The 23,420-nt window shown below is 42.4% G+C and carries 17 protein-coding genes; 10 read left to right on the forward strand and 7 right to left on the reverse strand.

Annotated elements, in window-relative coordinates:
• Positions 1-175: 175 nt before the first annotated feature.
• The gene (locus HFD85_RS02450; protein WP_167605014.1) at positions 176-3,112 is read right to left on the reverse strand and encodes a serine hydrolase domain-containing protein; all 2,937 of its coding nucleotides are present in this window, start codon (positions 3,110-3,112) and stop codon (positions 176-178) included.
• A gap of 75 nt (positions 3,113-3,187) precedes the next feature.
• Here HFD85_RS02450 and HFD85_RS02455 point away from each other — a divergent pair, with 75 nt between their 5' ends.
• The 4 genes from HFD85_RS02455 (at position 3,188) to HFD85_RS02470 (ending at position 8,378) form a co-directional block, all read left to right on the forward strand.
• Entirely contained in the window at positions 3,188-4,360 is a 1,173-nt protein-coding gene (locus tag HFD85_RS02455; RefSeq protein ID WP_167605015.1) for an exo-beta-N-acetylmuramidase NamZ family protein, read from the forward strand.
• A gap of 7 nt (positions 4,361-4,367) precedes the next feature.
• Positions 4,368-5,819 (forward strand): sodium:solute symporter, encoded by a 1,452-nt coding sequence (locus HFD85_RS02460; RefSeq protein ID WP_167605016.1) that lies wholly within the window; start codon positions 4,368-4,370, stop codon positions 5,817-5,819.
• Positions 5,820-5,914: 95 nt separating this feature from the next.
• Positions 5,915-7,369 carry a hypothetical protein gene (locus HFD85_RS02465; protein WP_167605017.1) on the forward strand — a complete coding sequence of 485 codons (1,455 nt, stop codon included), beginning with the start codon at positions 5,915-5,917 and terminating at the stop codon, positions 7,367-7,369.
• Positions 7,356-8,378 carry an endonuclease/exonuclease/phosphatase family protein gene (locus HFD85_RS02470; protein WP_167605018.1) on the forward strand — a complete coding sequence of 341 codons (1,023 nt, stop codon included), beginning with the start codon at positions 7,356-7,358 and terminating at the stop codon, positions 8,376-8,378. Before HFD85_RS02465 ends, HFD85_RS02470 begins: the two co-directional genes overlap by 14 nt.
• On the opposite strand, the gene HFD85_RS02475 is transcribed toward HFD85_RS02470, so the two are convergent.
• On the reverse strand, positions 8,375-9,781 hold the full coding sequence (locus tag HFD85_RS02475) for a CCA tRNA nucleotidyltransferase (RefSeq protein ID WP_167605019.1): 1,407 nt from the start codon (positions 9,779-9,781) through the stop codon (positions 8,375-8,377). The two genes, HFD85_RS02470 and HFD85_RS02475, sit on opposite strands and share 4 nt — an antisense overlap.
• Before the next feature lie 265 nt (positions 9,782-10,046).
• Between HFD85_RS02475 and trxA the strand changes: the two genes are divergently transcribed.
• A complete protein-coding gene (trxA, locus tag HFD85_RS02480) occupies positions 10,047-10,418 on the forward strand; it encodes a thioredoxin (RefSeq protein ID WP_167605020.1) in 372 nt (123 codons plus the stop codon).
• Here the strand turns inward: trxA and HFD85_RS02485 are convergent.
• Complete coding sequence (locus HFD85_RS02485) at positions 10,411-11,706, reverse strand: UDP-N-acetylmuramoyl-tripeptide--D-alanyl-D-alanine ligase (protein ID WP_167605021.1); 1,296 nt, start codon at positions 11,704-11,706, stop codon at positions 10,411-10,413. The two genes, trxA and HFD85_RS02485, sit on opposite strands and share 8 nt — an antisense overlap.
• A 76-nt stretch (positions 11,707-11,782) precedes the next feature.
• Positions 11,783-13,228 carry an SUMF1/EgtB/PvdO family nonheme iron enzyme gene (locus tag HFD85_RS02490; RefSeq protein ID WP_167605022.1) on the reverse strand — a complete coding sequence of 482 codons (1,446 nt, stop codon included), beginning with the start codon at positions 13,226-13,228 and terminating at the stop codon, positions 11,783-11,785.
• A 220-nt stretch (positions 13,229-13,448) separates the two neighbouring features.
• Between HFD85_RS02490 and porU the strand changes: the two genes are divergently transcribed.
• The 5 genes from porU to HFD85_RS02515 all read left to right on the forward strand — a co-directional run bounded on the left by porU (position 13,449) and on the right by HFD85_RS02515 (position 19,646).
• The gene (porU, locus tag HFD85_RS02495; RefSeq protein ID WP_167605023.1) at positions 13,449-17,183 is read left to right on the forward strand and encodes a type IX secretion system sortase PorU; all 3,735 of its coding nucleotides are present in this window, start codon (positions 13,449-13,451) and stop codon (positions 17,181-17,183) included.
• 110 nt (positions 17,184-17,293) lie between these two features.
• Positions 17,294-18,469, forward strand: coding sequence for a type IX secretion system outer membrane channel protein PorV (porV, locus tag HFD85_RS02500; protein ID WP_167605024.1), 1,176 nt, complete (start codon positions 17,294-17,296; stop codon positions 18,467-18,469).
• Positions 18,466-18,945: a 2-C-methyl-D-erythritol 2,4-cyclodiphosphate synthase gene (ispF, locus tag HFD85_RS02505; RefSeq protein ID WP_167605025.1), complete on the forward strand. Its 480-nt coding sequence runs from the start codon at positions 18,466-18,468 to the stop codon at positions 18,943-18,945. The genes porV and ispF overlap by 4 nt, the downstream gene beginning before the upstream one ends.
• Complete coding sequence (locus tag HFD85_RS02510; RefSeq protein WP_167605026.1) at positions 18,942-19,307, forward strand: CoA-binding protein; 366 nt, start codon at positions 18,942-18,944, stop codon at positions 19,305-19,307. Before ispF ends, HFD85_RS02510 begins: the two co-directional genes overlap by 4 nt.
• A gap of 6 nt (positions 19,308-19,313) precedes the next feature.
• Positions 19,314-19,646, forward strand: a complete 333-nt coding sequence (locus HFD85_RS02515) for a thioredoxin family protein (RefSeq protein ID WP_167605027.1) — start codon at positions 19,314-19,316, stop codon at positions 19,644-19,646.
• 75 nt (positions 19,647-19,721) lie between these two features.
• On the opposite strand, the gene HFD85_RS02520 is transcribed toward HFD85_RS02515, so the two are convergent.
• The 3 genes from HFD85_RS02520 to HFD85_RS02530 all read right to left on the reverse strand — a co-directional run bounded on the left by HFD85_RS02520 (position 19,722) and on the right by HFD85_RS02530 (position 23,329).
• On the reverse strand, positions 19,722-20,330 hold the full coding sequence (locus tag HFD85_RS02520) for a trimeric intracellular cation channel family protein (protein ID WP_167605028.1): 609 nt from the start codon (positions 20,328-20,330) through the stop codon (positions 19,722-19,724).
• A 70-nt stretch (positions 20,331-20,400) separates the two neighbouring features.
• Positions 20,401-21,210, reverse strand: a complete 810-nt coding sequence (locus tag HFD85_RS02525; RefSeq protein ID WP_167605029.1) for a DUF3667 domain-containing protein — start codon at positions 21,208-21,210, stop codon at positions 20,401-20,403.
• A 118-nt stretch (positions 21,211-21,328) separates the two neighbouring features.
• Positions 21,329-23,329, reverse strand: coding sequence for a urocanate hydratase (locus tag HFD85_RS02530; RefSeq protein ID WP_167605030.1), 2,001 nt, complete (start codon positions 23,327-23,329; stop codon positions 21,329-21,331).
• Between the last annotated feature and the right edge of the window lie 91 nt (positions 23,330-23,420).

Here is a 23,420-nt window from a genome sequence, read left to right on the forward strand (position 1 = left end):
ATAAAAGATTAAGAAGAGCCTCAAAGCGGCTGAGGCGTATTGAAGCTAACATAATCACAGGATGGCGTAAAGGGGTAAAATGTAAGTGATTGTTTTTAAGCGAAAAAGAAAATCGTTATATGTTGTATAACAGGGAGGTAGATTGAAGTTATTAACATTTTTTAAGGCAGGGCAACTAGTTTTCGATGCTATTGTAAATGGCCTGGTGCATTTCGGTACGAATGTTCAGTTGGTAAAGCTTTTGGTTTTCGCGGGTGGGGTGAACACGGTTCGACATGAAGATGTAAAGTAATCCGTTTTCCGGATCGGCCCAGGCAAAAGTACCTGTAAATCCACTGTGTCCGAAGCTGCTTTTGCTGGATGAAACTGCAGGGTAAGCATCTTCAATCGCATTCTTTTCGTTATCGATAAGCGGTTTGTCAAAACCCAAACCACGACGGTTCTTATTCTCGGGGTATTGAATGCGGGTAAATTCGTTTATGGTAGCTTCCGAAATGTAGCGTTTTCCCCCAAAATAGCCTTTCTGCAGGTACATCTGGAACAATTTAGCCAGATCGTTGGTCGATCCGAAAAGTCCGGCATTGCCTGAAACTCCTGCCATCATTGCTGCTCCTTCATCGTGAACAAAACCGCAAAGCGCTTCATGTCTGAAAAAATCATCGATTTCGGTTGGTACAATTTGTTTAAGCGGAAAATGTTTGTAGGCGTTATAAGTAATAGTAGTAGCCCCAAGCGGCTTGTAAAAATTGTTTTTAAGGTAGGTTTCGTACTCACTTCCGGTCAGGTTTTCAATAATTTTCGGATACAGGTAAAAGCTAAGTCCCGAGTAAGTGTATTTTTTTCGCGGAAGTAATTTTGACCGCACCAAAGTATCCATCATTGTCGCGTAGTAACCGGGCGCCATATAAAGTTTATCCGAAATCCGTACACTAAACTCATCGGAAGGTTCGTGCCTGAAAACATGACGGTCGAGCTCACCTGTTTTTGTTCGCGTGGCCGTCCAGAACGATATGTAAGCCTGCAACCTGGCCTGGTGGGCGAGTACCTCTCTTAAAACCAGGTTTTCTTTGTTGCTGCCAATAAATTCGGGCCAGTATTTGCTGAGTTTTGAGTCGACATAAATTTTTTTTTCATCCACAAGTTTCATAATCGCCGGTAACGGGCCGGTTACTTTTGTGATGGATGCCCAGTCGTAAATATTGTTTTTTTGAACAGGTACTTCTTCGTTATAAGTCAGGTATCCAAAGCACTTGTGATAGATGACTTGTCCGTCCTTGGCAATGAGTACCTGGCAGCCGGGGTAGGCTTTCTCTTCAATTCCTATTCTTGCAATCGTGTCTACCACCAGCAATTTTTTCGAATTCACCCCGGCTTCTTCCGGGATGGTATACGAAAAGCTGCGGTTCCCTTCCACCTTTAGTCCGTCGTTTACTTTGAAGCGCTCGTCCACAGTCACTGGTAATTTTCCGTTCGCACCGTATGCCCCGAACAGTAATTGTGCCGCCAGTTCCTGAGTCAGTTGATTTTCCTGGTAAGCAACAACTAAGCCTTTGGCATGTTGAATGTTGTCGAAGTGCTTTAAAGCGTATGCGTTTCCAAAAAATACGAATACCGAATTGCATTCATTTACGATGTCGCTAACGGCCTTTTGCTGAATTTCAGTAACACCATATTTACCTGATGGATACCGGTGAATGTCTTCAATTGACGCAATTACCATGTTGTAATTTTCAAGTTTGATACGCAGGTTGGCCCAATCTCTTTCGCTTGCTTCTTTCGACAATACGAAATGTTCAACTTCGGTGTAATTGTCGAGCATTTGCTGGAAAGCGGAATTCTTGTCGCCACCCAGACTCACTGAAGCAATCTTCAAATTTTCCAGGTTTTCAATCGGTAAGATGTTATTGTTCTTCAGAACAGTCATCGAGCCTTTGATCAGCTTCCGACGTGTTACTTCAAATTTTGGTGCATTTAAACGATCTGTAAGATCTGCTGTAACAGTTGGCCGGTACTGGTTTAAGTTTACCCAACGTTTTAAGGCCAGTACCGTACGGCATTTATCATCGATTTGCTGTTCACTGATTTCATTATTTTCCATGGCTAGTTTCACCGCTGAAACCGCTTTTTTCAGATCGGGTACAAACTCAATAATGTCATTCCCGGCCAGCAGTGCTTCCAGTTCTGCTCTTCCCGGTTCGGCCTGTACGCCTTTCATGTTAATGGCATCGGTGACAACAAACCCTTTAAATCCGATTTCATTTCGTAAATATCCGGTGACTACTTTTTTTGAAAGAGATGAGGTTTTGCCCGAAGGATCAAGCGCAGGAACATTCAGGTGGGCAGTCATTATACCGCTGATTCCTTTTTCTGAAAGATAGCGGAAAGGGTATGATTCAATATTGTCGAGCCGCTCTTTAGAATGCGGAACAAGTGGCAACGTTTTATGCGAATCGGTCTTGGTGTCGCCGTGTCCCGGAAAATGTTTGGCTACCGGAAGTACACCTGCATCCTGCATACCTTTGGCTACCATCCATGCTTTCACAGCCACATTTTGTTTGTCTTCGCCAAACGAACGAAAATTGATCACGGGATTGCCCGGATTGGTATTCACGTCGGCTACCGGCGCAAAATTCATTTGGATACCCAGCATTTTTAACTGCTCTCCAAATTCCTTTCCCATCTGATAAACAAGGGTTGTATCCTGGATGGCTCCAAGTGTCTGGGCATATGGATAATTTATCGTACTGTCGATGCGCATGGCAGGTCCCCATTCGCCGTCAACCGCTACGAGTAACGGAATGTTGCTTACATTTTGAAACTCGTTGATCCACCTGCTTGTTTTTGCCGGATCTCCCTGCATGACCAGAATCCCGCCGGGCTGACTGGTTTTTATTACTTCGAGAGCAGCATTTTTACTCGCCTCGTTTTGGGTAGGGTACACCGTGTACACCATCAATTGTGCAATTTTTTCTTCGAGTGATAATTTTCCCAGTTGCTCTGTTACCCAGGGATCGTTCCTGTATACCAGAAATGGCGGTTCGCCGGCCTCGACTTTTGTAAAACCCAGTAAGAACCAAAGTACAAGAATATATAGTGAGGGAATACGTTTCATTTTTCTGTTTAATGATTGCTTTCTAAAATATTTAAAATCTATCTTAGTACCTGCAAATGTAATGTTTTAATAACGATGTTCAGAATAAATCTATTGCTGATTTTTATGGCCTTATTTTCGGCCTGTAATTTACATGCCGGACAAAAAGAGATAGTTGTGGGAGCAGCCCAACCGGGAGAATATTTGCCGCTTATTTCAGGGAAATCTGTTGGTTTGGTGGTTAATAATACTTCGCGGGTAGGCGATGTTCACCTGGTAGATTTTCTGCTGAAAAATTCAGTGGACGTGCAAAAGATTTTTGCTCCCGAACACGGTTTCAGAGGCGATATTTCAGCCGGTGGTGAAGTAAAAGACGGAGTGGATACAAAAACCGGATTGCCTGTTTTTTCGCTTTACGGCGAAAACAAAAAACCTACTGCTGAACATCTGAAAGACGTTGATGTAATGATCTTCGACATTCAGGATGTGGGGTGCCGCTTTTACACTTACATTTCAACTTTACATTATGTGCTGGAAGCCTGTGCCGAGCATGATATTCCGCTCATTGTTTTCGATCGCCCGAATCCGAATGGCGATTATGTTGCCGGACCGATCAGGAAAGCAGGTTTTGAATCTTTTGTCAGTTTGGATCCGATACCGATCGTTCATGGATGTACGGTGGGGGAGTTGGCACAAATGATAAATGGCGAAAATTGGTACAGCGGAGATAGAAAATGTGAACTGACTGTAATTCCGGTCTTAAATTACGATCATAAAATGACCTATTCTTTGCCGGTTCGTCCGTCACCAAATTTACCCAACGATTTGTCTATTCGGTTGTATCCTTCGCTTTGTTTTTTCGAAGCAACCAGTGTAAGTGTAGGCCGCGGAACTGATTTCCCGTTCCAGGTTCTGGGTGGATTGAAAGCGGATCTTGGTGATTTTGAATTTACTCCGCGTAGTATTCCGGGTGTAGCAATAAATCCGCTGAACAAGGATAAAAAATGTTTTGGCGTTGATTTGAGGGAATTAAAGGAAGTGCCGGAATTCACGCTTAAATATTTCCTCGATTTTTATCAGAAATACAGTGTTGAAAGTGAATTTCTGACCCGCGAGCGCTGGTTGAATTTGTTGGCCGGAACCGACGATCTGATCATACAGATCAGGGAAGGCAAAAGCGAAGAACAGATTTTGAAAAGCTGGCAAGCCGAACTGGAGCAGTATAAGCAGTTCCGAAAAAAATATTTATTGTACCCCGATTTTGAATAGATAAATTATGAGTCCATACCTGGTTCTGGGAATTGTTTTAGGATATTTTTTTGTTTTAATTGGCATTTCGTGGCTGACTTCGCGGAAAGCTGATACACAAACATTTTTTACCGCCAACCGGAAATCGCCATGGTACCTGGTTGCCTTCGGAATGGTGGGGGCCACCCTTTCCGGCGTAACTTTTATTTCGGTTCCGGGAGAAGTTGGAACCTCAGCCTTCTCGTACCTGCAGTTTGTGTTTGGTAATGTGGTGGGTTATTGGCTTGTTGCCGGAATTTTACTGCCGCTTTATTATAAAATGAACCTGGTTTCCATTTACTCTTTTCTCGATCAGCGCTTTGGGCCAAAGTCGTATAAAACCGGATCGTTTTTCTTCCTGATTTCGAAACTGATTGGCGCTGCCTTTCGTTTGTTCCTGGTTGCGGGCGTTTTGCAGATTGCATTTTTCGATGCGTTTAACATTCCTTTCAGTGTTACGGTAATCGTTACCATTGCATTGATTTGGGTGTACACGTTCCGCGGTGGCATTAAAACCATTGTGTGGACCGATACTTTGCAAACGCTCTTTCTGGTGAGTGCTGTAATCTTTACCATCGTAGCTATTTCCAAAAGCCTCGATCTTGATTTCTCAGGATTAGTTCAAACGATATCGGCTAACGAGCATGCTCAAATATTTTTCTGGGACTGGCGCTCTGGCAATCATTTTCTGAAGCAGTTTTTTGCCGGTATGTTTATTACAATCGTTATCACCGGGATGGATCAGGACATGATGCAAAAAAACCTCACCTGTAAGAACAAAAAAGAAGCCCAAAAGAATATGGTCGTGTTTAGTGCTTCGTTTTTGCTTACGGTTGTGCTGTTTTTAAGCCTCGGTGTCATGTTGTACATTTTTGCCGAAAAGAGCGGAATTGCGATTCCCGAAAATACCGACGATTTGTATCCTTTGCTGGCACTTCAATACCTCGGATTACCGGTCGGAATTGCATTCTTGCTGGGAATTACAGCTGCGGCCTATTCCAGTGCTGATTCGGCACTAACGGCACTTACTACTTCGTTTAGCATCGACTTCCTAAAGATTGAACAGTACGATGAAGAGAAGCGGCAGAAAATAAAAAAATGGTCGCACCTGATGTTTTCAGTGTTGCTAATACTTGTAATTCTGGTTTTTCAGACGATTAACAACCAGAGTATAGTTATGGCAGTATTTACCGCCGCCGGGTATACTTACGGTCCAATCTTAGGCTTATTCATTTTTGGCCTGTATACCAAAAGATCAGTTATTGATAAGTGGGTGCCGCTGGTTGGAATTTCAGCGCCTTTGATCTCATATTTTATTTCGGCAAATTCAGAACAATGGTTTAACGGCTATAAGTTTGGATTTGAGTTGTTAATCTTAAATGGAGCGATAACAATGCTCGGTTTGCTGATAATTTCAAAAAAAAATGCAGCAGATCATTAATGATTGTAAATAAGTGTTAAAAGATGTGAATTGATTTTTTATATTTGCATACTAAGAGCTAACACTAAAACGTTAGGTTTTTAAACGAATTCGATTTGGCCAAATATCTACTACATATTTTTGCGGTAGCTGTGATACTTGTCTCTCTCTTCGCTTGTGAGGATGAGGGATATATGAATTCGCCCGACGCACAGCTGAAATTCTCGGTAGATACCATTACTTTCGACACAATATTTACAACAATTGGCTCCACAACACGTAGGTTCACGGTTCAAAATCCTTACGAAGAAGATGTTCTGATTTCTCATATCCGTTTGGCTGGTGGAAATCAATCAAATTTCAGGTTGAACATCAACGGTGTTGTTGGCAATGAACTATATGATGTAGAGGTACCCGGAAAAGACAGTATCTTCATTTTTGTTGAGGTAACCGTTGATCCGACGGGGCAAAACTTGCCGATGGTTGTTCAGGATTCCATCGAGTTTTCGACCAATTCGAATATTCAGGACGTAAACCTTATCGCCTACGGACAGGACTTTGTACTGGTAAAAGGCGAAACCATAGAAACCACCACCTGGACGGCCGATAAACCTTACCTGGTTTACGATTACGCTTATGTCGACAGTTTATCGACGCTTACAATAGAACCCGGAGCAAGAATTCATTTTCATAAAGGGGCCGGATTGTATGTGCGCGGGCAAATTATTGCTAATGGCAATGCACAGCAACCTATTCAGTTTCGTTCCGATCGTCTGGAAGATTCTTATAAAAATGTGCCCGACCAGTGGAACAGCATTATCCTGTTTTCGGGTAGCCATGATAATGTGATTAATCACGCCATAATCAAGAATGCCAATATCGGGTTACAGGTTGGAACGATAGAACACGATGGTTATGCTTCGTTACAATTAAGCAATACGAGAATTGAAAACATGGCCTACGCCGGGCTGTTTGCATTGAAATCGAGAATATACGCCTATAACGACGTAATTGCCAACTGCGGATATTATGCAGCGGCTTTATTGGTTGGTGGAGAATATGAATTCTACCACACAACCATTGCCAATTACTGGGGAAATTATGGCAGCAAAGTTCGTTCAACTTCTTCGTTGGTAATTTCGAATGTTCTGGTGGTTGACGATGCCGATGGCAGCAGAACTTCCTATAATGGCGATTTGGTTAAAGCCACTTTTGCGAACAGCATAATCTATGGTAACATTAACAAGGAGCTTGAGTTAGGTGATAATAGCGAGAGCATGTTCAATTACATGTTCGATCATTGTATTATTCAAATTCCTGATACAACAAATACTTCGGATAAAGATCATTTTAACCAGGTGTGGCTAGGACCGGATTACGATCCTGAATTTGTTGATCCGTACGACGACTATATTTATGAGTTGGATACCTTATCCCCGGCCATTGATTTAGGTTCGTTGGAGATCGCCAAAGATTTTCCAATTGATATTCTGGATAAAAACCGCTTAGGTGATAATCGCCCTGATCTGGGAGCTTACGAATACATCCCTAAAAAAGATGATGAGGAATAAACTCATTTTCATACTTTTCATTTTCCTGTATTTTGAACTTCACGCCCAAAACGAAAATGGATTTTCAGTTGTATTTTATAATGTTGAAAACCTTTTTGACTGGAAGGACGATCCGGCTACCGAAGATGATGAATTTACTCCCGAAGGCGCACGCCACTGGACCTACAATCGTTTTGAACAACGTATAAAAAATACAGCTAAAGTTCTGATAAATACCAATGGCTGGGACACACCGGCCTTGGTTGGATTGTGTGAAGTTGAAAATCGGGAGGTGCTCGAACGCTTAAATAATGAAACACCGCTAAAAAGAACAGGCTACAAGATCATTCATAAAGAATCGCCCGACCCACGAGGGATAGATGTGGCTCTGCTCTATAATCCTGATGTCTTTTATCCGATTGGCTATGACTATTTCCCACTTCGGAATGATGATGGTTCTGTTCGCCAAACCAGGGAGATTTTATACGTAAGTGGGATTTTGGCCGGTTTGGATACGCTACATGTTTTTATTAATCATTGGCCATCGCGTTATTCCGGTTTGCTCGAAACAAGGCCGTGGAGAAATAAAGCAGCGACTTTATTACGGGAGAAAGTCGATTCCATTCTCATGGTTCATCAACACGCTAAAATCGTTATTATGGGTGATTTTAACGACCAGCCAGAAGATGAAAGCATTCAGCGACATTTGAAAGCCGGTGAATTAACCGCACCTCCGAAGCCCAGGAAATTATACAACCTTTCGTTGGGTTGGGCAGCACCCGATGTTGGCACGCTGAAATACCAGTCGCAATGGAATACTTTTGATCAGATTATTGTTTCGGGGGCCTTATTAGGTGCTAAAGGAATTTATACCAAACCTGGCTGGGCCACTATTATAGACAACGCTTTTCTTTTTGAACAGGATGAAAGATATGGCGGCAGAAAATTAAAACGCACCTATATTGGCTACACTTACAATGGAGGATTTAGCGATCACCTGCCGGTAAAATTAAAGCTCGGAACACGCTAGGTTACAGGTTTAAGACCAAGTTCTTTTGCTTTGGTCAGCATAAACTGAAAGGCTTCCTCGTAGTTATTATGAATGTCGCCATCCAAAATGGCATCTTTAATGGCATCTTTAATTAATCCAACTTCGCGACAAGGTTCCAGACCAAAAGTTTCCATAATTAATTCGCCGCTGACGGGTGGCTGAAAATTACGAACCGCGTCTTTCTCTTCAATTTCCTTCAGCTTTTGACGCACCACTTTAAAGTTCTTCATGTAGCGCTTCACTTTGGCTTCGTTTTTCGAGGTTATGTCGGCTTCGCACAGCGTCATTAAATCATCGATATCATCGCCTGCTTCAAACAACAGCCGCCGAACCGCCGAGTCGGTAACAATGTCTTCCGATAATACGATGGGGCGCATATGGAGCTGAACCATTTTCTGAACGTATTTCATTTTTTCGTTCAGCGGTAATTTCATTCGTCTGAAGATTTTAGGGATCATTTTAACCCCAACAAAATTATGTGCATGGAAAGTCCAGCCCAGGCCTTCAACAAATTTCTTAGTGGGAGGTTTGGCAATGTCGTGCAGCAATGCCGACCAGCGTAGCCACAAATTATTGGTGTTTGGTACAATCCGGTCGAGAACCTCCAACGTGTGGTAAAAATTATCTTTATGACCAATGCCGTTAACAACATCAGTCCCTTTCATGGCTTGTAGCTCGGGAAATATAATTGCCAGAATTCCTGTTTCCTCGAGGAGTTTAAAACCAACCGAAGGCTTTGACGCCATCATTATTTTATTGACTTCGTCGATAATGCGCTCAGCTGAAACGATCTTTATCCGATCCTTGTTTGCGGTTATCGATTGCAATGTCGCCGGTTCAATCTCAAAACTCAGCTGAGTGGCAAACCGGATGGCACGCATCATTCGCAGGGGATCATCCGAAAAAGTGATGTCCGGATCAAGAGGCGTTCTTATGATTCCTTTTTCCAGGTCATCAATTCCGTTAAACGGGTCAAGTAATTCGCCAAAATGTTCCTGGTTCAGGGAAATGGCAAGCGCATTGATGGTAAAGTCGCGCCGGTTCTGATCGTCTTGCAGCGTACCGTCTTCAACAACAGGTTTACGCGAATTACGTTGGTACGATTCTTTGCGGGCACCTACAAATTCAATTTCCAGGTCCTTGTATTTCAGCATGGCCGTACCAAAATTCTTAAAGTAATTTACTCTGGGAGTTGGTTTCAGGCTGTCGGCAACTGCTTTGGCCAATTCAATACCGCTGCCAATTGTAACTACATCGATATCCTTCGAAGGACGCTCTAAATACAGGTCGCGAACGTAGCCTCCAATGACATACGTTTCCAGATTTAACTGGTCGGCAACTTTTGATAATTGTTGAAATATGCTGTCTTTCAGTTTCTTCATTGAATCAAATTTCTCCGGCTACATGTTAAGCGAATATGAAATTTATCCAAACGCCAGAGTTACAAATGTCCATTTTTTATCGGCTGTAATAACTGTCAAAACGGATTAAAGGTTCAGACTTTACTGCCATTTCTGATAAAATCGTGACAAAATTACAATTATTTACTTGAATAATAGTGGTATATTGTTGATTGGATGGATGGCATTATATTTGTATCGACACATCTAGATAAATAGATATATAATAATCAAAAGCAGATAAGATATGTTAGAACATTTAACCATGGAAACTTTCAAAGAGAAAGTTTTCAATTTCGAAGCGAACAAAGAATGGAAATACGAAGGTTCAGTGCCTTGTATGATTGATTTTTATGCAGACTGGTGTGGCCCGTGTAAAATGGTTGCACCTGTTTTGGAAGAATTGCAAAAAGAATACGGCGAAAGCATTGTTATTTACAAAGTAAATACCGAAGAAGAACAGCAGTTAGCCGGAATGTTTGGTATTCAGAGTATCCCATCATTGTTGTTTGTGCCTACCGACGGACAACCACAAATGGCTATGGGAGCGCTGCCAAAACCAACGTTCGAAAAAGCTATTGCTGATGTGCTGAAAGTTGAAAAACCTTCAGTTAACTAAGAATTTCGAGCACTTTTTCAAGCTGAATACCACGGGAACCTTTTATTAAAATGTTCCCGTTTTTTATTGGGTTTTTCTCAAGATAAGCACACAACTCTTCAATGTGATAAAAGGCCATGAATGAGTACGCCGTGTTTGCCTTGAGAAATTCTTTTCCTACCAGGTAAACATTTTTGAAGCCTTTCTCCTGAACAAGTTTAAGCGTTTGCAGGTGTTCTTCTTCTGCATACTTTCCCATTTCGAGCATATCGCCTAAAATCAGGTAACCTTTGTCATTCAGGCCGGCGGCAAAGCTACTGATCGATGCTTTCATACTGGTTGGATTGGCATTGTATGCATCCATAATAATTTTCAGCCCATTTTTTTGAATTAACTGCGAACGGTTGTTCTTTGGTTCGTAGTTTTTAATTGCTTCCTGAATTTTGAGAGGATCAACACCAAGATAATTTCCGATGCAGGCTGCCGCCAGAATGTTCTCGTAATTAAAATCTCCGATCAGTCTCGAATTCAGGTAAAGGACTCCTTTTGCAAAATTTGCTTTTACATGGATGAACGGTGGCGATTGAATTGGTTCTCCATTCAGGTCGGCTCCCGATTTGCCGTAAGCTATTCGCTTCGGAAGTTTTGCTCCTATTTCTTCCAAAATAGCGTTATCGCGATTGTAGAAAACAACACCTTTTTTTGCTGCCAGAAAATCGTATAATTCGCCTTTGGTTTTTATTACACCTTCAAACGAGCCAAAACCTTCGAGGTGTGCTTTCCCAATATTTGTAATGATGCCAAAATCGGGATCGGCAATTTCACAAAGTAATTTGATCTCGCCCGGGTGGTTGGCGCCCATTTCCACAACCCCAAATTCGGTAGATTTATCCATGGCAAGCAAGGTAAGCGGTACACCGATGTGATTATTTAGATTCCCCTGCGTAAATGCCAACTTGAATTTTTTTGAAAGCACTGCTGCAATAAGTTCCTTGGTAGTGGTTTTGCCGTTGGTACCGGTAATTCCCAGGATTGGTAGCCCAAGTTTTTTGCGGTGGTGGTGTGCCAAATCCTGCAGGCATTTTAGCACATCGTCAACCAGTATGATATTTTCTGCAGTAACAAATTCTGCTTCATCAACAATCGCACAAACGGCCCCTTTTTTAAGCGCCTCAGAGGCATATTTATTACCGTTAAAGTTTTCTCCTTTCAAGGCAAAAAACAAACAACCGTCTTCAATTTTTCTACTGTCAGTTGAAATTTTACCTGATTCCAGAAATATCTGATATATTTTTTCAAGCCGTGTCATGTCTCAAAAATAAGTACAATTTGGCACAAAAAAAGCCTCATTAATAAATGAAGCTTTTTCTGAAGTGATAATATTTTTACAAACCTTGCGGGCTTCCTACTCTGGTCATAGCACAGCGGAAACCAAGGTCTTTTTTTGCTTTTGTTTGCTCGAGGTAACGGCGTGTTCCGGGTACCAGCCAGTAAGGACGGTCTTTCCATGAGCCACCTTTGTAAACCCGAACTTCATCATTGATAAGTGAAGAGAATGAACCCTGGCGATCATCCTGAATGTACATGCCTTCAGTTCCTTTGTCCTGAACTTCGGTCCAGTTTTCACCTTCAATAACCTGAGAATTACGATCACCGTCATCATAGTTACGGTAGTCCATTCCGGGGATAGTATCTTTTATGAGTTCACCATATTCGTTACGCATTAGCTGACCGTTTGCATCGCGACGGTATTCAGTAATAACATTACCACGGAAAGGGCTGAATTCTTCAACGTCATTAAACGACATTGGACGGTATACATCAGCAACCCATTCGTTCACGTTACCAGCCATACAGTATAAACCATAATCGTTTGGCTGATAAGAGAAAACAGGAGCAGCAATATCAGCGTTGTCATTTAATGCGCCTGCCATACCCATCATGTCACCACGACCCCGAACAAAGTTGGCATTCATTTGCCCTTTGTCTTTCTTTTTATCATCGCGCAGGTAAGCTCCGTTCCATGGATAAAGTTTACGGTCGGTTAGTAATTCACCGTCGGTGTTTCCAATTAAACCGTATGCTGCATATTCCCATTCAGCTTCGGTAGGGAGGCGGTACTCCGGCATCAAAACGCCATCTTCCCATTTCACGCGACGTGTGGTTCCGTCGTTATTTTCAATTGGTTTATCTCCTGCTGTACCTTCATACAATCCTGTGAGGTATGTTTTTGTTGTATAAACATTCTGTCCCGATTGTGAAGGATCGTGGGTAATGATGTCTTTATCAACAAGAACTTGTTCATTAACCCTGTCAGTTCTCCATTTGCAATAAGCTTCTGCCTGTTCCCAGGTTACACCAACTACCGGATACTCAGAATAAGCGGGGTGGCGGAAGTAATTTTCTACATAAGGTTCGTTGTACGCCAGTTCGCTTCTCCAAACACTTGAATCAGGTGTAATCGATTTCGTTTTGTCTGGATCATTTGGATATACTCTGGAAGTCCAGTGTGTAAATTCGCGGTAATCCTGGTTCGAAACTTCTGTCTCGTCCATGTAGAAAGAAGGAACTGTTACCCTGCGGGGAAAGTTATCATTGCGGTACATCACATCCTGTTCAACGCGTCCCATTGTGAAAGTACCACCTTGTACGAAAACAAGACCTGGTCCTGCTTCCTGTTCATAGCCTGAGATGTTGGGAATATTCCCGGTCTCATCATCGTTATATGACCAGCCGGTGGTGCGGGAAGTATCCTTTTTACCTCCTCCAAATAAACCACAGCCGGAAACTAAGGCGGCCAGAATGAAAATGAATAATGGTTTTAGTTTCATCAAACTCATTTTTTGCATTTAATTTTCGTATCGACACAAATATAACTAAATAGTTCAATTCTTATTGTTCAGCGTTTTCAATATTTTCACCAAGTTTTCCAGTATGTTAATATCTTTGTCGTCCGTATTGTTAATTATTTTGAGGTGAATCAGAAATCACTCTGTTGCAATATTTAAATGCGAACTGCGTTTTTTGAGGTACACCGTAGAAGATTTATCTATGAGAAAATTTTTATTCCTGTTGTTTGTTGTACTGGTTGGTTTTTCGGTTGACGATGTTCAAAAAGAATCGGTTGTGCTTGATTGGTCTGTCCTGAATTCAAGTTATGAAGAGGAGGGTGGAGTGACTTCGTGGTTCATTCAGCCAGATTCATCGGCCGAAATTCAGGAATTACCACGATATTCTCGCTTGTATCCCCTCAACGGAGCCCATGAAAACTTTCGGTTTGTGCTTGAAGCAACGGAATTTGAATTGGCAGATCAGGAACCGCTGCAGAATATGCGTGATCAGCTAAGTGAAAATATCAATATAAGTACTACGGTTTTTAAATCGGGAAACGATTATAAAGTTGAATTTCAGATTGTACCGCTAAAAGTTGAGGCTGGCAAACTATACAGGCTTACTTCTTTTCAGATAAAAAAAATACCGGTTGCCAAAGAAAAGAGTGCATTGCAGGCTTATGATTGGCAACCAAGTTCGGTATTAAATTCAGGGAAATGGTATAAAATAAGTGCTTCGGCTAAAGGGATTTATAAAATACCGTTTTCAACGCTTAGCAGTTGGGGATTCAGCCAGCCTGAAGCAGTTAAAGTATTTGGTTCGGGTGGTATTTCTTTACCTGAAGATCCGGGTGAAATTCCATACGACGACCTTGGGCAGTGCGTTGCCTGGACCGATGAGAACGGTGGGGAGCAATGCTTGTTTTTTTACTCGCCCGGAGTTACAGAGTGGCGTTGGAACGGGAGCAGGTTCAGGCATAAGAACAACGATTACACCACCAAAGCTTATTTCTTTTTGAGTGAAGACGTGGGTAATGAAAAGCAGCTTGAGTTATACGAAGAAATCAGTGGAGAACCAACTCACCGTATTTCGGATTTTGATGAATATGTTTTTTTCGAACAGGAAAAGTATAATCTTTTGCCTCTGGGCTCGGGAAAACAATGGTACGGCGATAAATTTAGTAGTGGTACCAGCCGTGAATATACTTTAGCAGTGACCGATCCGGTGCAGGGGATTGATGCCGGTTTGACAATAAACGCTGCAGCCAGAAGCTACGCTACTTCAGTTTTCAATATCGATGCAAATGGTCAGAGTCTCGGAGAAATGAGTTTTCCAAAAGTAGATACCGATGACGGTCACGGGCTCTATGCGTATGAAAAAAATACAACTTTCCCGTTTGCTCTTTCCGGAGCGAGCCTGAATGTGGATTTAGCCTATAATCCTTCAAACTCGAATGCTTTTGCATGGATCGATTACCTGGAACTAAACTATCGCAGACTCCTTAAAGTTGGTAACAGCCCTGTTTTCTTTAGAGACGGAAGCTCAGTTGGAAATGGGAATATACTGGAATTCTCGATTGAAAATGCCGGCGCAGCAACCAAAATTCTGGATGTTACAGCGGTGAATGATGTAAAACAAATACCGGCGAGCCTTGCTGGTAGCGCTTTAACCGCCAGGCGTCCTGCAGATGAGTTACGCGAATATGTTGTGTTCGATCCTGCCGGCAGCTTTAATGTTCCCGAGTTGATTGAGGAAGTAGGAAATCAGAACCTGCACGCTTTAAGTACTCCCGAATTTTTAATCATCTCACATCCGAATTTTTTGAGTTCGGCTGAAGAGCTCGCCGCCTTTCACCGAGAATACGATGAAATGGATGTTGAAGTAGTGAATGTGAACCATGTTTACAACGAATTTAGTTCGGGTAGCAAAAATGCAACGGGGATCAGGAATTTTATAAAAATGTTCTACGACCGAAACGAACAATTAAAATATGTTTTGCTTTTAGGCGACGGAAGTTACGATAACAAGGGTGTCAATCCTGAAAGCAACAACTTTATTCCTACCTATCAATCTGATAATTCGCTGACACCGACCGCATCGTTTGTTACCGACGATTATTTTGTGCTGCTCGATGCTGGCGAAAACGTTTATTCAGGCGCTATCGATCTTGGAATTGGGCGAATTACAGCCACAACGAGTTATGAGGCGCAACTGGTAGTCGACAAGGTTAAACGCTATTACGAAGCCGAGGCTCTGGGTAACTGGCGAAATGCAATTGCTTTTATCGGCGATGATGAAGATTCGGGCCTTCACATGCAACAAGCTGAAGAACTGGCCGATTCGGTAAATGCGAATTACAGTGCCTTTGTTACCGATAAAATTTATTTCGATGCCTTTGTAGAGGAGTCTACTCCTTCGGGAGATCGTTATCCGGGTGTGAATGCTGCCCTTAACGAGAAGGTGGAGGACGGAGTTTTGATCCTGAATTATACCGGTCATGCCAACGAGCGTTTTCTGGCGCACGAAAATGTGCTTACTATCAGCGATATTAATTCCTGGACCAATAAAAACAAAATGCCGATTTTTGTTACTGCTACGTGTGAGTACAGTCGTTTTGATGGTGATCAGACTTCGGCAGGTGAATACATTCTTCTTAATGCAAATGGCGGAGGTATTGGATTATTCTCGACAACGCGTGTAGTTTATGCATCTGCCAATTTCAGGCTAAGCAAAAGTTTTTATCGGTTTATTTTTGATAACGACAGTAATGGCGAACATTACCGGATGGGCGATGTTATGCGCCTTGCCAAAATAAATATCGGTAGTTCCGTTAATAAAAGGAACTTTTCGCTTTTAGCCGATCCGGCGCTTAAATTATCTTATCCAAAATACAAGGTTGTGACAAGCACTATCAATCAGCACGATGCTAATAACGGCCGCGAAACGATTGGGGGGCTTGAAAAGGTTACCATTTCGGGTTATGTTTCCGATGCCTTTGGAAATAAGGTTGATAACTTTAACGGAACGCTGGTACCAACAGTTTACGATAAACAGGTAACCATGCAAACCCTTGGTAACGGAGGTCAGCGACCAATCAATTTTAAGGTGCGCGAAAATATTATCTATAAAGGAAAAACGACTGTTGAAAATGGTGATTTCACCTTTAGTTTTGTTGTGCCGAAAGACATTTCCTACAGTATTGGAGAAGGAAAGATCGTTTATTATGCTGAGAATGGAGTGGAAGATGCGCACGGAGCTTTTACCAATTTCGATATTGGCGGTTCAGGATCGGAGATTACTGATAATGATGGCCCCGACATTGAACTGTACCTTGATTCTTACGATTTTAAATCGGGTGATGAAACCGGAAAAAGTCCGGTGTTGTTGGCCAATCTTAGTGATGAAAACGGTATAAATACAGTAGGAACAGGAATAGGACACGACATTACGGCAGTGATCGATGACGACTATTCCAACGCCATAGTATTGAATAATTATTACCAGGCCAGTGCCAACGACTACACCAGCGGGAACATAACATTTCCGCTCAGTAACCTATCGGTAGGCCCGCACACTTTAAAGTTAAAAGCCTGGGATGTGGCTAACAATTCGTCGGAAGTAGAAGTGGAGTTTCAGGTTACCGGAGACTTTATTATTTCGGATGTAAGTGCTTATCCCAATCCGGCGAGTGATTATACCTTCTTTGTTTTGGAACACAACCAGGCCGGTGCCTCACTGAATGTAATTATTGATGTTTATGATATAAACGGCCGGTCGGTTGATCGTTTTCAAACAACGGTGGGCTCAAACGGATCAACCACCAATCCTATTCGCTGGGACCTGGCGGAATCGAAAATACCGGCTACTCCGGGTATTTATATTTATCGTGCACTGGTGCAGAATCAGGAAGGTTTAATTGCTTCAAAATCAGGTAAAATTACAATTGCACGTTAAAAAGAAACATCCGGTAAAATTTTTCTGAGAAAGTTCCGTTCAGTTATTAGTTAAAAATATGGTAACAACAACATTTGTTTTATCTTTGCACGCTCAATTTTAGTAAAATTATGAAGAGGATTTTTCGATTATTATTTATTCTGACACTGATAGTTATTGCAACTGAGAATGTTTTTGCACAAGGTACATTATCGGGTGCTAACACTATTACAACAGCGGTTCCGTTCCTGGGAATTACACCTGATTCGAGAGCAGGAGGTATGGGAGATGTAGGGGTAGGAACTACTGCCGACATTAACTCGCAACACTGGAACCCTGCAAAATATGTATTTATGGAGAGCGACATGGGAGTTGGTTTGTCTTACTCACCGTGGCTACGTAACCTGGTAGACGATATTAACCTGGCTTATTTGGTGGGTTACAAACGTTTGGACGATGTACAGACTTTGAGTGCTTCATTGCGCTACTTTGCTTTGGGAGACATCGTATTTACAAGCGATCAGGGTGAATTGATGGGACAACAAAGCCCGAATGAATTTTCCATCGATTTTGGTTATTCGCGTTTGCTTTCTGAAACATGGTCGGGTGCGGTAGCCGTGCGCTACATTCGTTCCGATCTTACCGGCGGCCAGTTGGTAAATGGAGTAGAGACGCATGCGGGTAACTCGTTTGCTGCCGACGTTGCTTTCTATTATTTTAACGAATTCAGAAGAAGCCGCAAAGACAATAGTTTTTCTGCGGGTATCAACATTCAGAATATTGGTGCGAAAATTTCGTATACCGATGGTGAAGTAAAAGACTTTATCCCAACTACTTTGAAATTGGGTGCTTCTTACACCATGGAGCTCGACGATTACAATACTTTCTCGTTCTCGGCTGAAGCCAACAAATTACTGGTTCCAACTCCACCTGCTGATTCAACGGCTTATGGCGATGGAGATGTAATTTATTCTGGTGGAATCAATTCAGATATCGGTGTTATCGAGGGTATTTTTAAATCCTTTGCCGATGCACCGGGTGGAATGAAAGAAGAATTCCAGGAAATTACCTGGGCTGCGGGTGTTGAATACTGGTATAACAAGCAGTTTGCCATCCGTGCAGGTTATTTCTACGAGCATGAAAATAAAGGTAACCGTAAATATTTTACTGCGGGTGCAGGTTTAAAAATGAACGTTTTTGCACTCGATTTCTCTTACCTTTTCCCAACTCAGCGTAACCACCCGCTGGAAAATACGCTACGCTTCACGCTATCGTTTGATATCGATGCATTTAGCAACCAGCGATGAGTTTCAGAGTTGGTATAGGATATGATGTACACCGTCTGGCTGAAGGAGAAACCTTGTGGCTGGGCGGTATTTTAGTTCCACACCATAAAGGAACTGTTGCGCATTCCGATGGCGATGTACTGATACATGCCATTTGTGATGCCATGCTCGGTGCCTTGAAATTGCGCGACATCGGTACGCATTTCCCCGATAATTCAGCAGAATTTAAAAATATTGATAGCAAGCTTTTGCTCAAGCGTTCGTACGAACTGGTAAAGGAAAAAGGTTACTCGATCGTAAATATCGATTCGTCGATCAGTGCGCAGCAACCAAAACTAAAGCCTTTTATTCCGGAAATGGAAAAAGTGATGGCCGATGTTTTGGGTATCGATGTCGATTGTGTTTCGGTTAAAGCTACCACCACCGAAAAACTCGGTTTCGAAGGACGTGAAGAAGGCATTTCGGTGAATGCCGTTGTATTGCTACAGAAATCATGACAGAACATAAACCGACATTGGTTATTGGAGCCAGCGAAAATCCCGCTCGTTATTCGAACCGGGCTATTCATTCGCTGCGCAATCGTGGATATCATGTGGTGGCGCTGGCGAAACGTATGGGACAGGTTGCTGATGTTGCTATTCAAACCGAATTCCCGGAAAATCCGATTCACACGGTGAGTTTGTACGTTGGTCCACAACGTCAGCCTGAGTATTACTCAAAAGTTCTTGAGCTTCATCCCAAACGAGTGGTTTTTAATCCGGGGACCGAAAATCCGGAGTTTGAAGTACTCTTGGAAGAAAATGGAATTGAAGCTGTTCAGGCCTGCACGCTGGTCATGTTAAGTATTGGAAATTATTAATTCGCCATGTACACAGAAATACAAAACTTTGAAGAGTTTGAAAGCCTGAAAAATGAACCGGCGTTGCTGGCTTATTTCTCAACCGAAGCCTGTAATGTATGCAAAGTGCTTAAGCCGAAAGTGGTTCAATTGCTCGAAGCTGAGTTTCCTGAAATGAAAATGGCTTACGTAAAATCGGATGTCCTGCCCGATATTGCGGGACAGAACAGGATTTTTGCTGCACCCACAATTCTTGTTTTTTTCGATGGCCGCGAATACATTCGTAAAAGCCGGAATATCGGAATTAGCGAATTGCAGGAAGCTATTGCAAGGCCTTATAATATGATGTTCGGAAAATAGTTATTTCTCATGAAAACAGAAAAAGGGATGACATCTTTTCAGACAGATGTCATCCCTTTTATTAGTTAACAGAAGTCAGTCTTTCATCAATCTCGGAAGGGCAATATTAAAGCGGATAGCCACAATACGAATAATGATGATTAGCGCAACAGCAACGATTTCGCAGATTACTTCAGGTACCGACAGGTTATAAAGAAGAAGAAAGGCCAATGCCCCTCCAATGCAGGCTGTGGCATACACTTCGCGGTGTAATATTAAAGGGACTTCGTTACACAAAATATCGCGTATTACGCCACCTACCACTGCCGACGACAATCCCATCAATACGGCCATGGAAGGATCGATTCCCATGAGCAAAGCCTTTTTTAGTCCGATTACGGTAAACGTAGCAATACCAATTGTATCGAACAGGAAAAGCGTACGTTTGAGGCTCATTACCTGTTTTCGGAACAGAATGGTTACAACAACTGCCGCAATAATTACCCAGAAATAAGTCGTATTTCTCATCCAGGCTACCGGCACGTCGCCCAGCAGAATGTCGCGTAAGGTTCCTCCTCCAATGGCGGTGACAAAACCAATTACCGTGGCGCCAAAAAAATCAAGTCGTTTTTCGGCAGCCGTTAACACACCACTTATGGCAAACACAAATGTTCCAATGTAATCGAGAAGTAATAGAAGATCCATTATGCAAAGAAATGAAAAATGAAATATCCTGACAGCGATAATGAGTGTAAAAACTGAGTCAAGCTTATCTCTATGAAATATTCAGCAGGTTTACCCCTAAAACTTTCAATACAACAACTACAACTATTAGTATAGCCATTATGAAAAGAAAAAATAAAATCATACCGCCAACGTAAATAATCAGGGCCCCAAAAAACGAAGTAATCACTGATTTTTGGTATATGAGGAAAAAAGCAAAAGTGAAATAGATGATTGTAAAACTAAAGTTGATTATTGGGTAAATTTTGAGAATCACCGGAAACATCATTAGAACAGGAGAAAACAACACCGAAATAAGAATGCTTTGGGCAAAAATGAACGTATTAATTATTAGGTGTTCACCGTAAAAGAGCTTCCGTTTATTATAATACCACTTCGAAATAAGACTGGCAAAAGGGATCATCAAAATGGGAATAAAATTCATATATTTTTTAACGAATTCAATCCAGCGCAATTGCATTTCCATGACTTCAGCGGACGGTTGCGCGCCATCATTTTGTAAAATCGAGTTAGTAGTAGCAAGACTAGAGTCGAGTATATTGAGCGACAGTACCAAAAAAGCGTAGGCCCCGGCAATTATCAAAATGTAATTCAGAGGATTAATATAAATCTTTGTTTTACCTTTCAGATAATCACCAACAACCTTTCCCGGATTCCGAAACAGCCAAACTACAGTGTAAAGAAACCCTCTTTCAATATTCAATGCATTGCCAATTACTTCAAAAAATCCTTTGGTAGTGAAACGTTTTTGGTATATTTTCTGACCACATTTAAGGCAGTAATTATCAATGTGTGTTGAATTGCAATTCGGACAATGTTCAATAGCGGATCGATCGAGCATTCTTGTTGGTTTTTGTTAAGTAATCGTTTTTCTGATTGTAAGTTAGATGTTTTTACCTGAAATAAAAAGGGGGACTAACATTGCGTTAAGTCCCCCGTAAATATGTTTTTTACTTTGTTTAAAACAAACTATCCAGCAACGCATCATCTGCTTCTTCGGGCAGCGTAACTTTAAGTGCAGGATTTTTTTTCATCGCCTGTTCAATCGCAAAACGTGCCGGTTTATTGCGTGCCCAGCTACGTCGCGAGATTCCGTTGTTCACATCCCAGTGCAGCATCGAAGTTAAACGTTCCTCTGCCTCCGGTGAGCCATCGATGGTCATTCCAAATCCGCCGTTGATCACTTCGCCCCAGCCAACACCGCCGCCGTTGTGCAACGAAACCCAGGTGGCGCCACGGAAAGCATCGCCTACAAAATTTTGAACCGCCATATCGGCTGTAAACGAAGAACCATCGTAAATGTTCGATGTTTCGCGGTATGGAGAATCCGTGCCCGAAACATCGTGGTGATCGCGCCCCAGAACGATAGGTGCTGAAATCCGTCCTTCACGAATGGCATCGTTAAAAGCCCTGGCAATTTTGGTGCGGCCGGTACAATCGGCATAAAGAATACGTGCCTGCGATCCCACAACCAGTTTATTTTTTCCGGCTTCACGGATCCAGTGTATGTTGTCCTGCATTTGCTGCCTGATCTCTTCAGGTGAGTTTTTTGCAAGCTCTTCAAGAACTTCAGCAGCAATTTTATCAGTAACTTCCAAGTCTTCCTGTTTCCCCGAAGTACACACCCAGCGGAAAGGACCAAAACCATAATCGAAGAAAAGCGGTCCCATAATATCCTGCACATACGACGGATAAATAAAATCGCCTTTATCATTGGTGATATCGGCGCCTGCACGGCTGGCTTCCAACAGGAAAGCATTGCCATAATCCCAAAAATACATGCCGTTTTGGGTGAGTTTGTTTATTGCAGCTACTTGGCGACGCAAAGATTCGTATACTTTTTCTCGGAAAAGATCAGGCTGCTCCGCCATCATTTTGTTCGATTCCTCAAAGCTTAGTCCTGCAGGGTAGTAGCCTCCTGCAAACGGATTATGAAGTGAAGTCTGGTCGGATCCTAATTCTACGGGGAAGTTTTCTTCGGCCAGTTTTTCCCATAGATCGATCACATTGCCCTGGTACACCAGCGAAACAGCTTCTTTATTTTCGCGAGCCTTTAACGCCCGAACCAGTAATTCATCCAAATCGGTATAAACCTCATCAACCCAACCCTGACTGTGACGAACTTCAACAGCTTTTAGATTGATTTCAGCAACAATACACACCATGCCGGCAATTACCGTTGCTTTTGGCTGTGCTCCCGACATTCCACCGAGGCCACTGGTTACAAAGATCTTTCCTCCAAAATCCCCGGGAGAGTGGAGTCTGGCAGCATTCATAACAGTGATTGTTGTTCCGTGTACAATGCCCTGCGGGCCAATGTACATGTACGATCCGGCGGTCATTTGTCCGTATTGCGATACGCCCAGTGCATTCATCCGTTCGTAATCGTCGCGGCCCGAATAATTCGGGATTACCATGCCGTTGGTAACCACTACTCGTGGTGCATTTTTATGCGAAGGATACAATCCCATCGGGTGACCGGAATACATCACCAACGTTTGTTCGTCGGTCATTTCCGCCAGGTATTTCATCGTGAGCAAGTATTGCGCCCAGTTCTGGAAAACTGCTCCGTTGCCGCCATAAGTGATGAGTTCGTGCGGATGTTGTGCCACGGCTTTATCCAGGTTGTTTTGGATCATCAGCATAATGGATGCAGCCTGTTTCGATTTGGCCGGGTACTCATCAATCGGCCGTGCATACATTTCGTAATCAGGACGAAAGCGGTACATGTAAATTCGACCAAACAATTCCAGCTCATTTAAAAATTCAGGAGCCAGCACATCATGAAACTTCTGCGGAAAATAGCGCAATGCATTTCTTAAGGCCAGCTTCTTTTCTTCCTGGTTTAGAATATCTTTGCGCTTTGGTGCGTGGTTAATTGTAGTATCGTAAGGTTTGGGTAAAGGTAGCTGCTCAGGAATTCCGGCTACAATTGCTGCAATAAAATCTGAACTGTTCATGATCGTTCTGCTTTATCTTACTAGATTCTGAATACGGCGACAAAATATCGCCTTTCCCCGAAAATCGCGATGATATTTGACACTTTTTAGA

This window comes from Maribellus sediminis, from assembly GCF_011799805.1.
Classification (GTDB): Bacteria; Bacteroidota; Bacteroidia; order Bacteroidales; family Prolixibacteraceae; genus Draconibacterium; species Draconibacterium sediminis_A.

Coding starts and splice junctions, on each gene's coding strand:
- HFD85_RS02450 (WP_167605014.1), bottom strand. CDS start 3,112: ATGAAACGTATTCCCTCACTATATATTCTTGTACTTTGGTTCTTACTG.
- HFD85_RS02455 (WP_167605015.1), top strand. CDS start 3,188: ATGTTCAGAATAAATCTATTGCTGATTTTTATGGCCTTATTTTCGGCC.
- HFD85_RS02460 (WP_167605016.1), top strand. CDS start 4,368: ATGAGTCCATACCTGGTTCTGGGAATTGTTTTAGGATATTTTTTTGTT.
- HFD85_RS02470 (WP_167605018.1), top strand. CDS start 7,356: ATGATGAGGAATAAACTCATTTTCATACTTTTCATTTTCCTGTATTTT.
- HFD85_RS02475 (WP_167605019.1), bottom strand. CDS start 9,781: ATGAAGAAACTGAAAGACAGCATATTTCAACAATTATCAAAAGTTGCC.
- trxA (WP_167605020.1), top strand. CDS start 10,047: ATGTTAGAACATTTAACCATGGAAACTTTCAAAGAGAAAGTTTTCAAT.
- HFD85_RS02485 (WP_167605021.1), bottom strand. CDS start 11,706: ATGACACGGCTTGAAAAAATATATCAGATATTTCTGGAATCAGGTAAA.
- HFD85_RS02490 (WP_167605022.1), bottom strand. CDS start 13,228: ATGAAACTAAAACCATTATTCATTTTCATTCTGGCCGCCTTAGTTTCC.
- porU (WP_167605023.1), top strand. CDS start 13,449: ATGAGAAAATTTTTATTCCTGTTGTTTGTTGTACTGGTTGGTTTTTCG.
- porV (WP_167605024.1), top strand. CDS start 17,294: ATGAAGAGGATTTTTCGATTATTATTTATTCTGACACTGATAGTTATT.
- ispF (WP_167605025.1), top strand. CDS start 18,466: ATGAGTTTCAGAGTTGGTATAGGATATGATGTACACCGTCTGGCTGAA.
- HFD85_RS02510 (WP_167605026.1), top strand. CDS start 18,942: ATGACAGAACATAAACCGACATTGGTTATTGGAGCCAGCGAAAATCCC.
- HFD85_RS02515 (WP_167605027.1), top strand. CDS start 19,314: ATGTACACAGAAATACAAAACTTTGAAGAGTTTGAAAGCCTGAAAAAT.
- HFD85_RS02520 (WP_167605028.1), bottom strand. CDS start 20,330: ATGGATCTTCTATTACTTCTCGATTACATTGGAACATTTGTGTTTGCC.
- HFD85_RS02525 (WP_167605029.1), bottom strand. CDS start 21,210: ATGCTCGATCGATCCGCTATTGAACATTGTCCGAATTGCAATTCAACA.
- HFD85_RS02530 (WP_167605030.1), bottom strand. CDS start 23,329: ATGAACAGTTCAGATTTTATTGCAGCAATTGTAGCCGGAATTCCTGAG.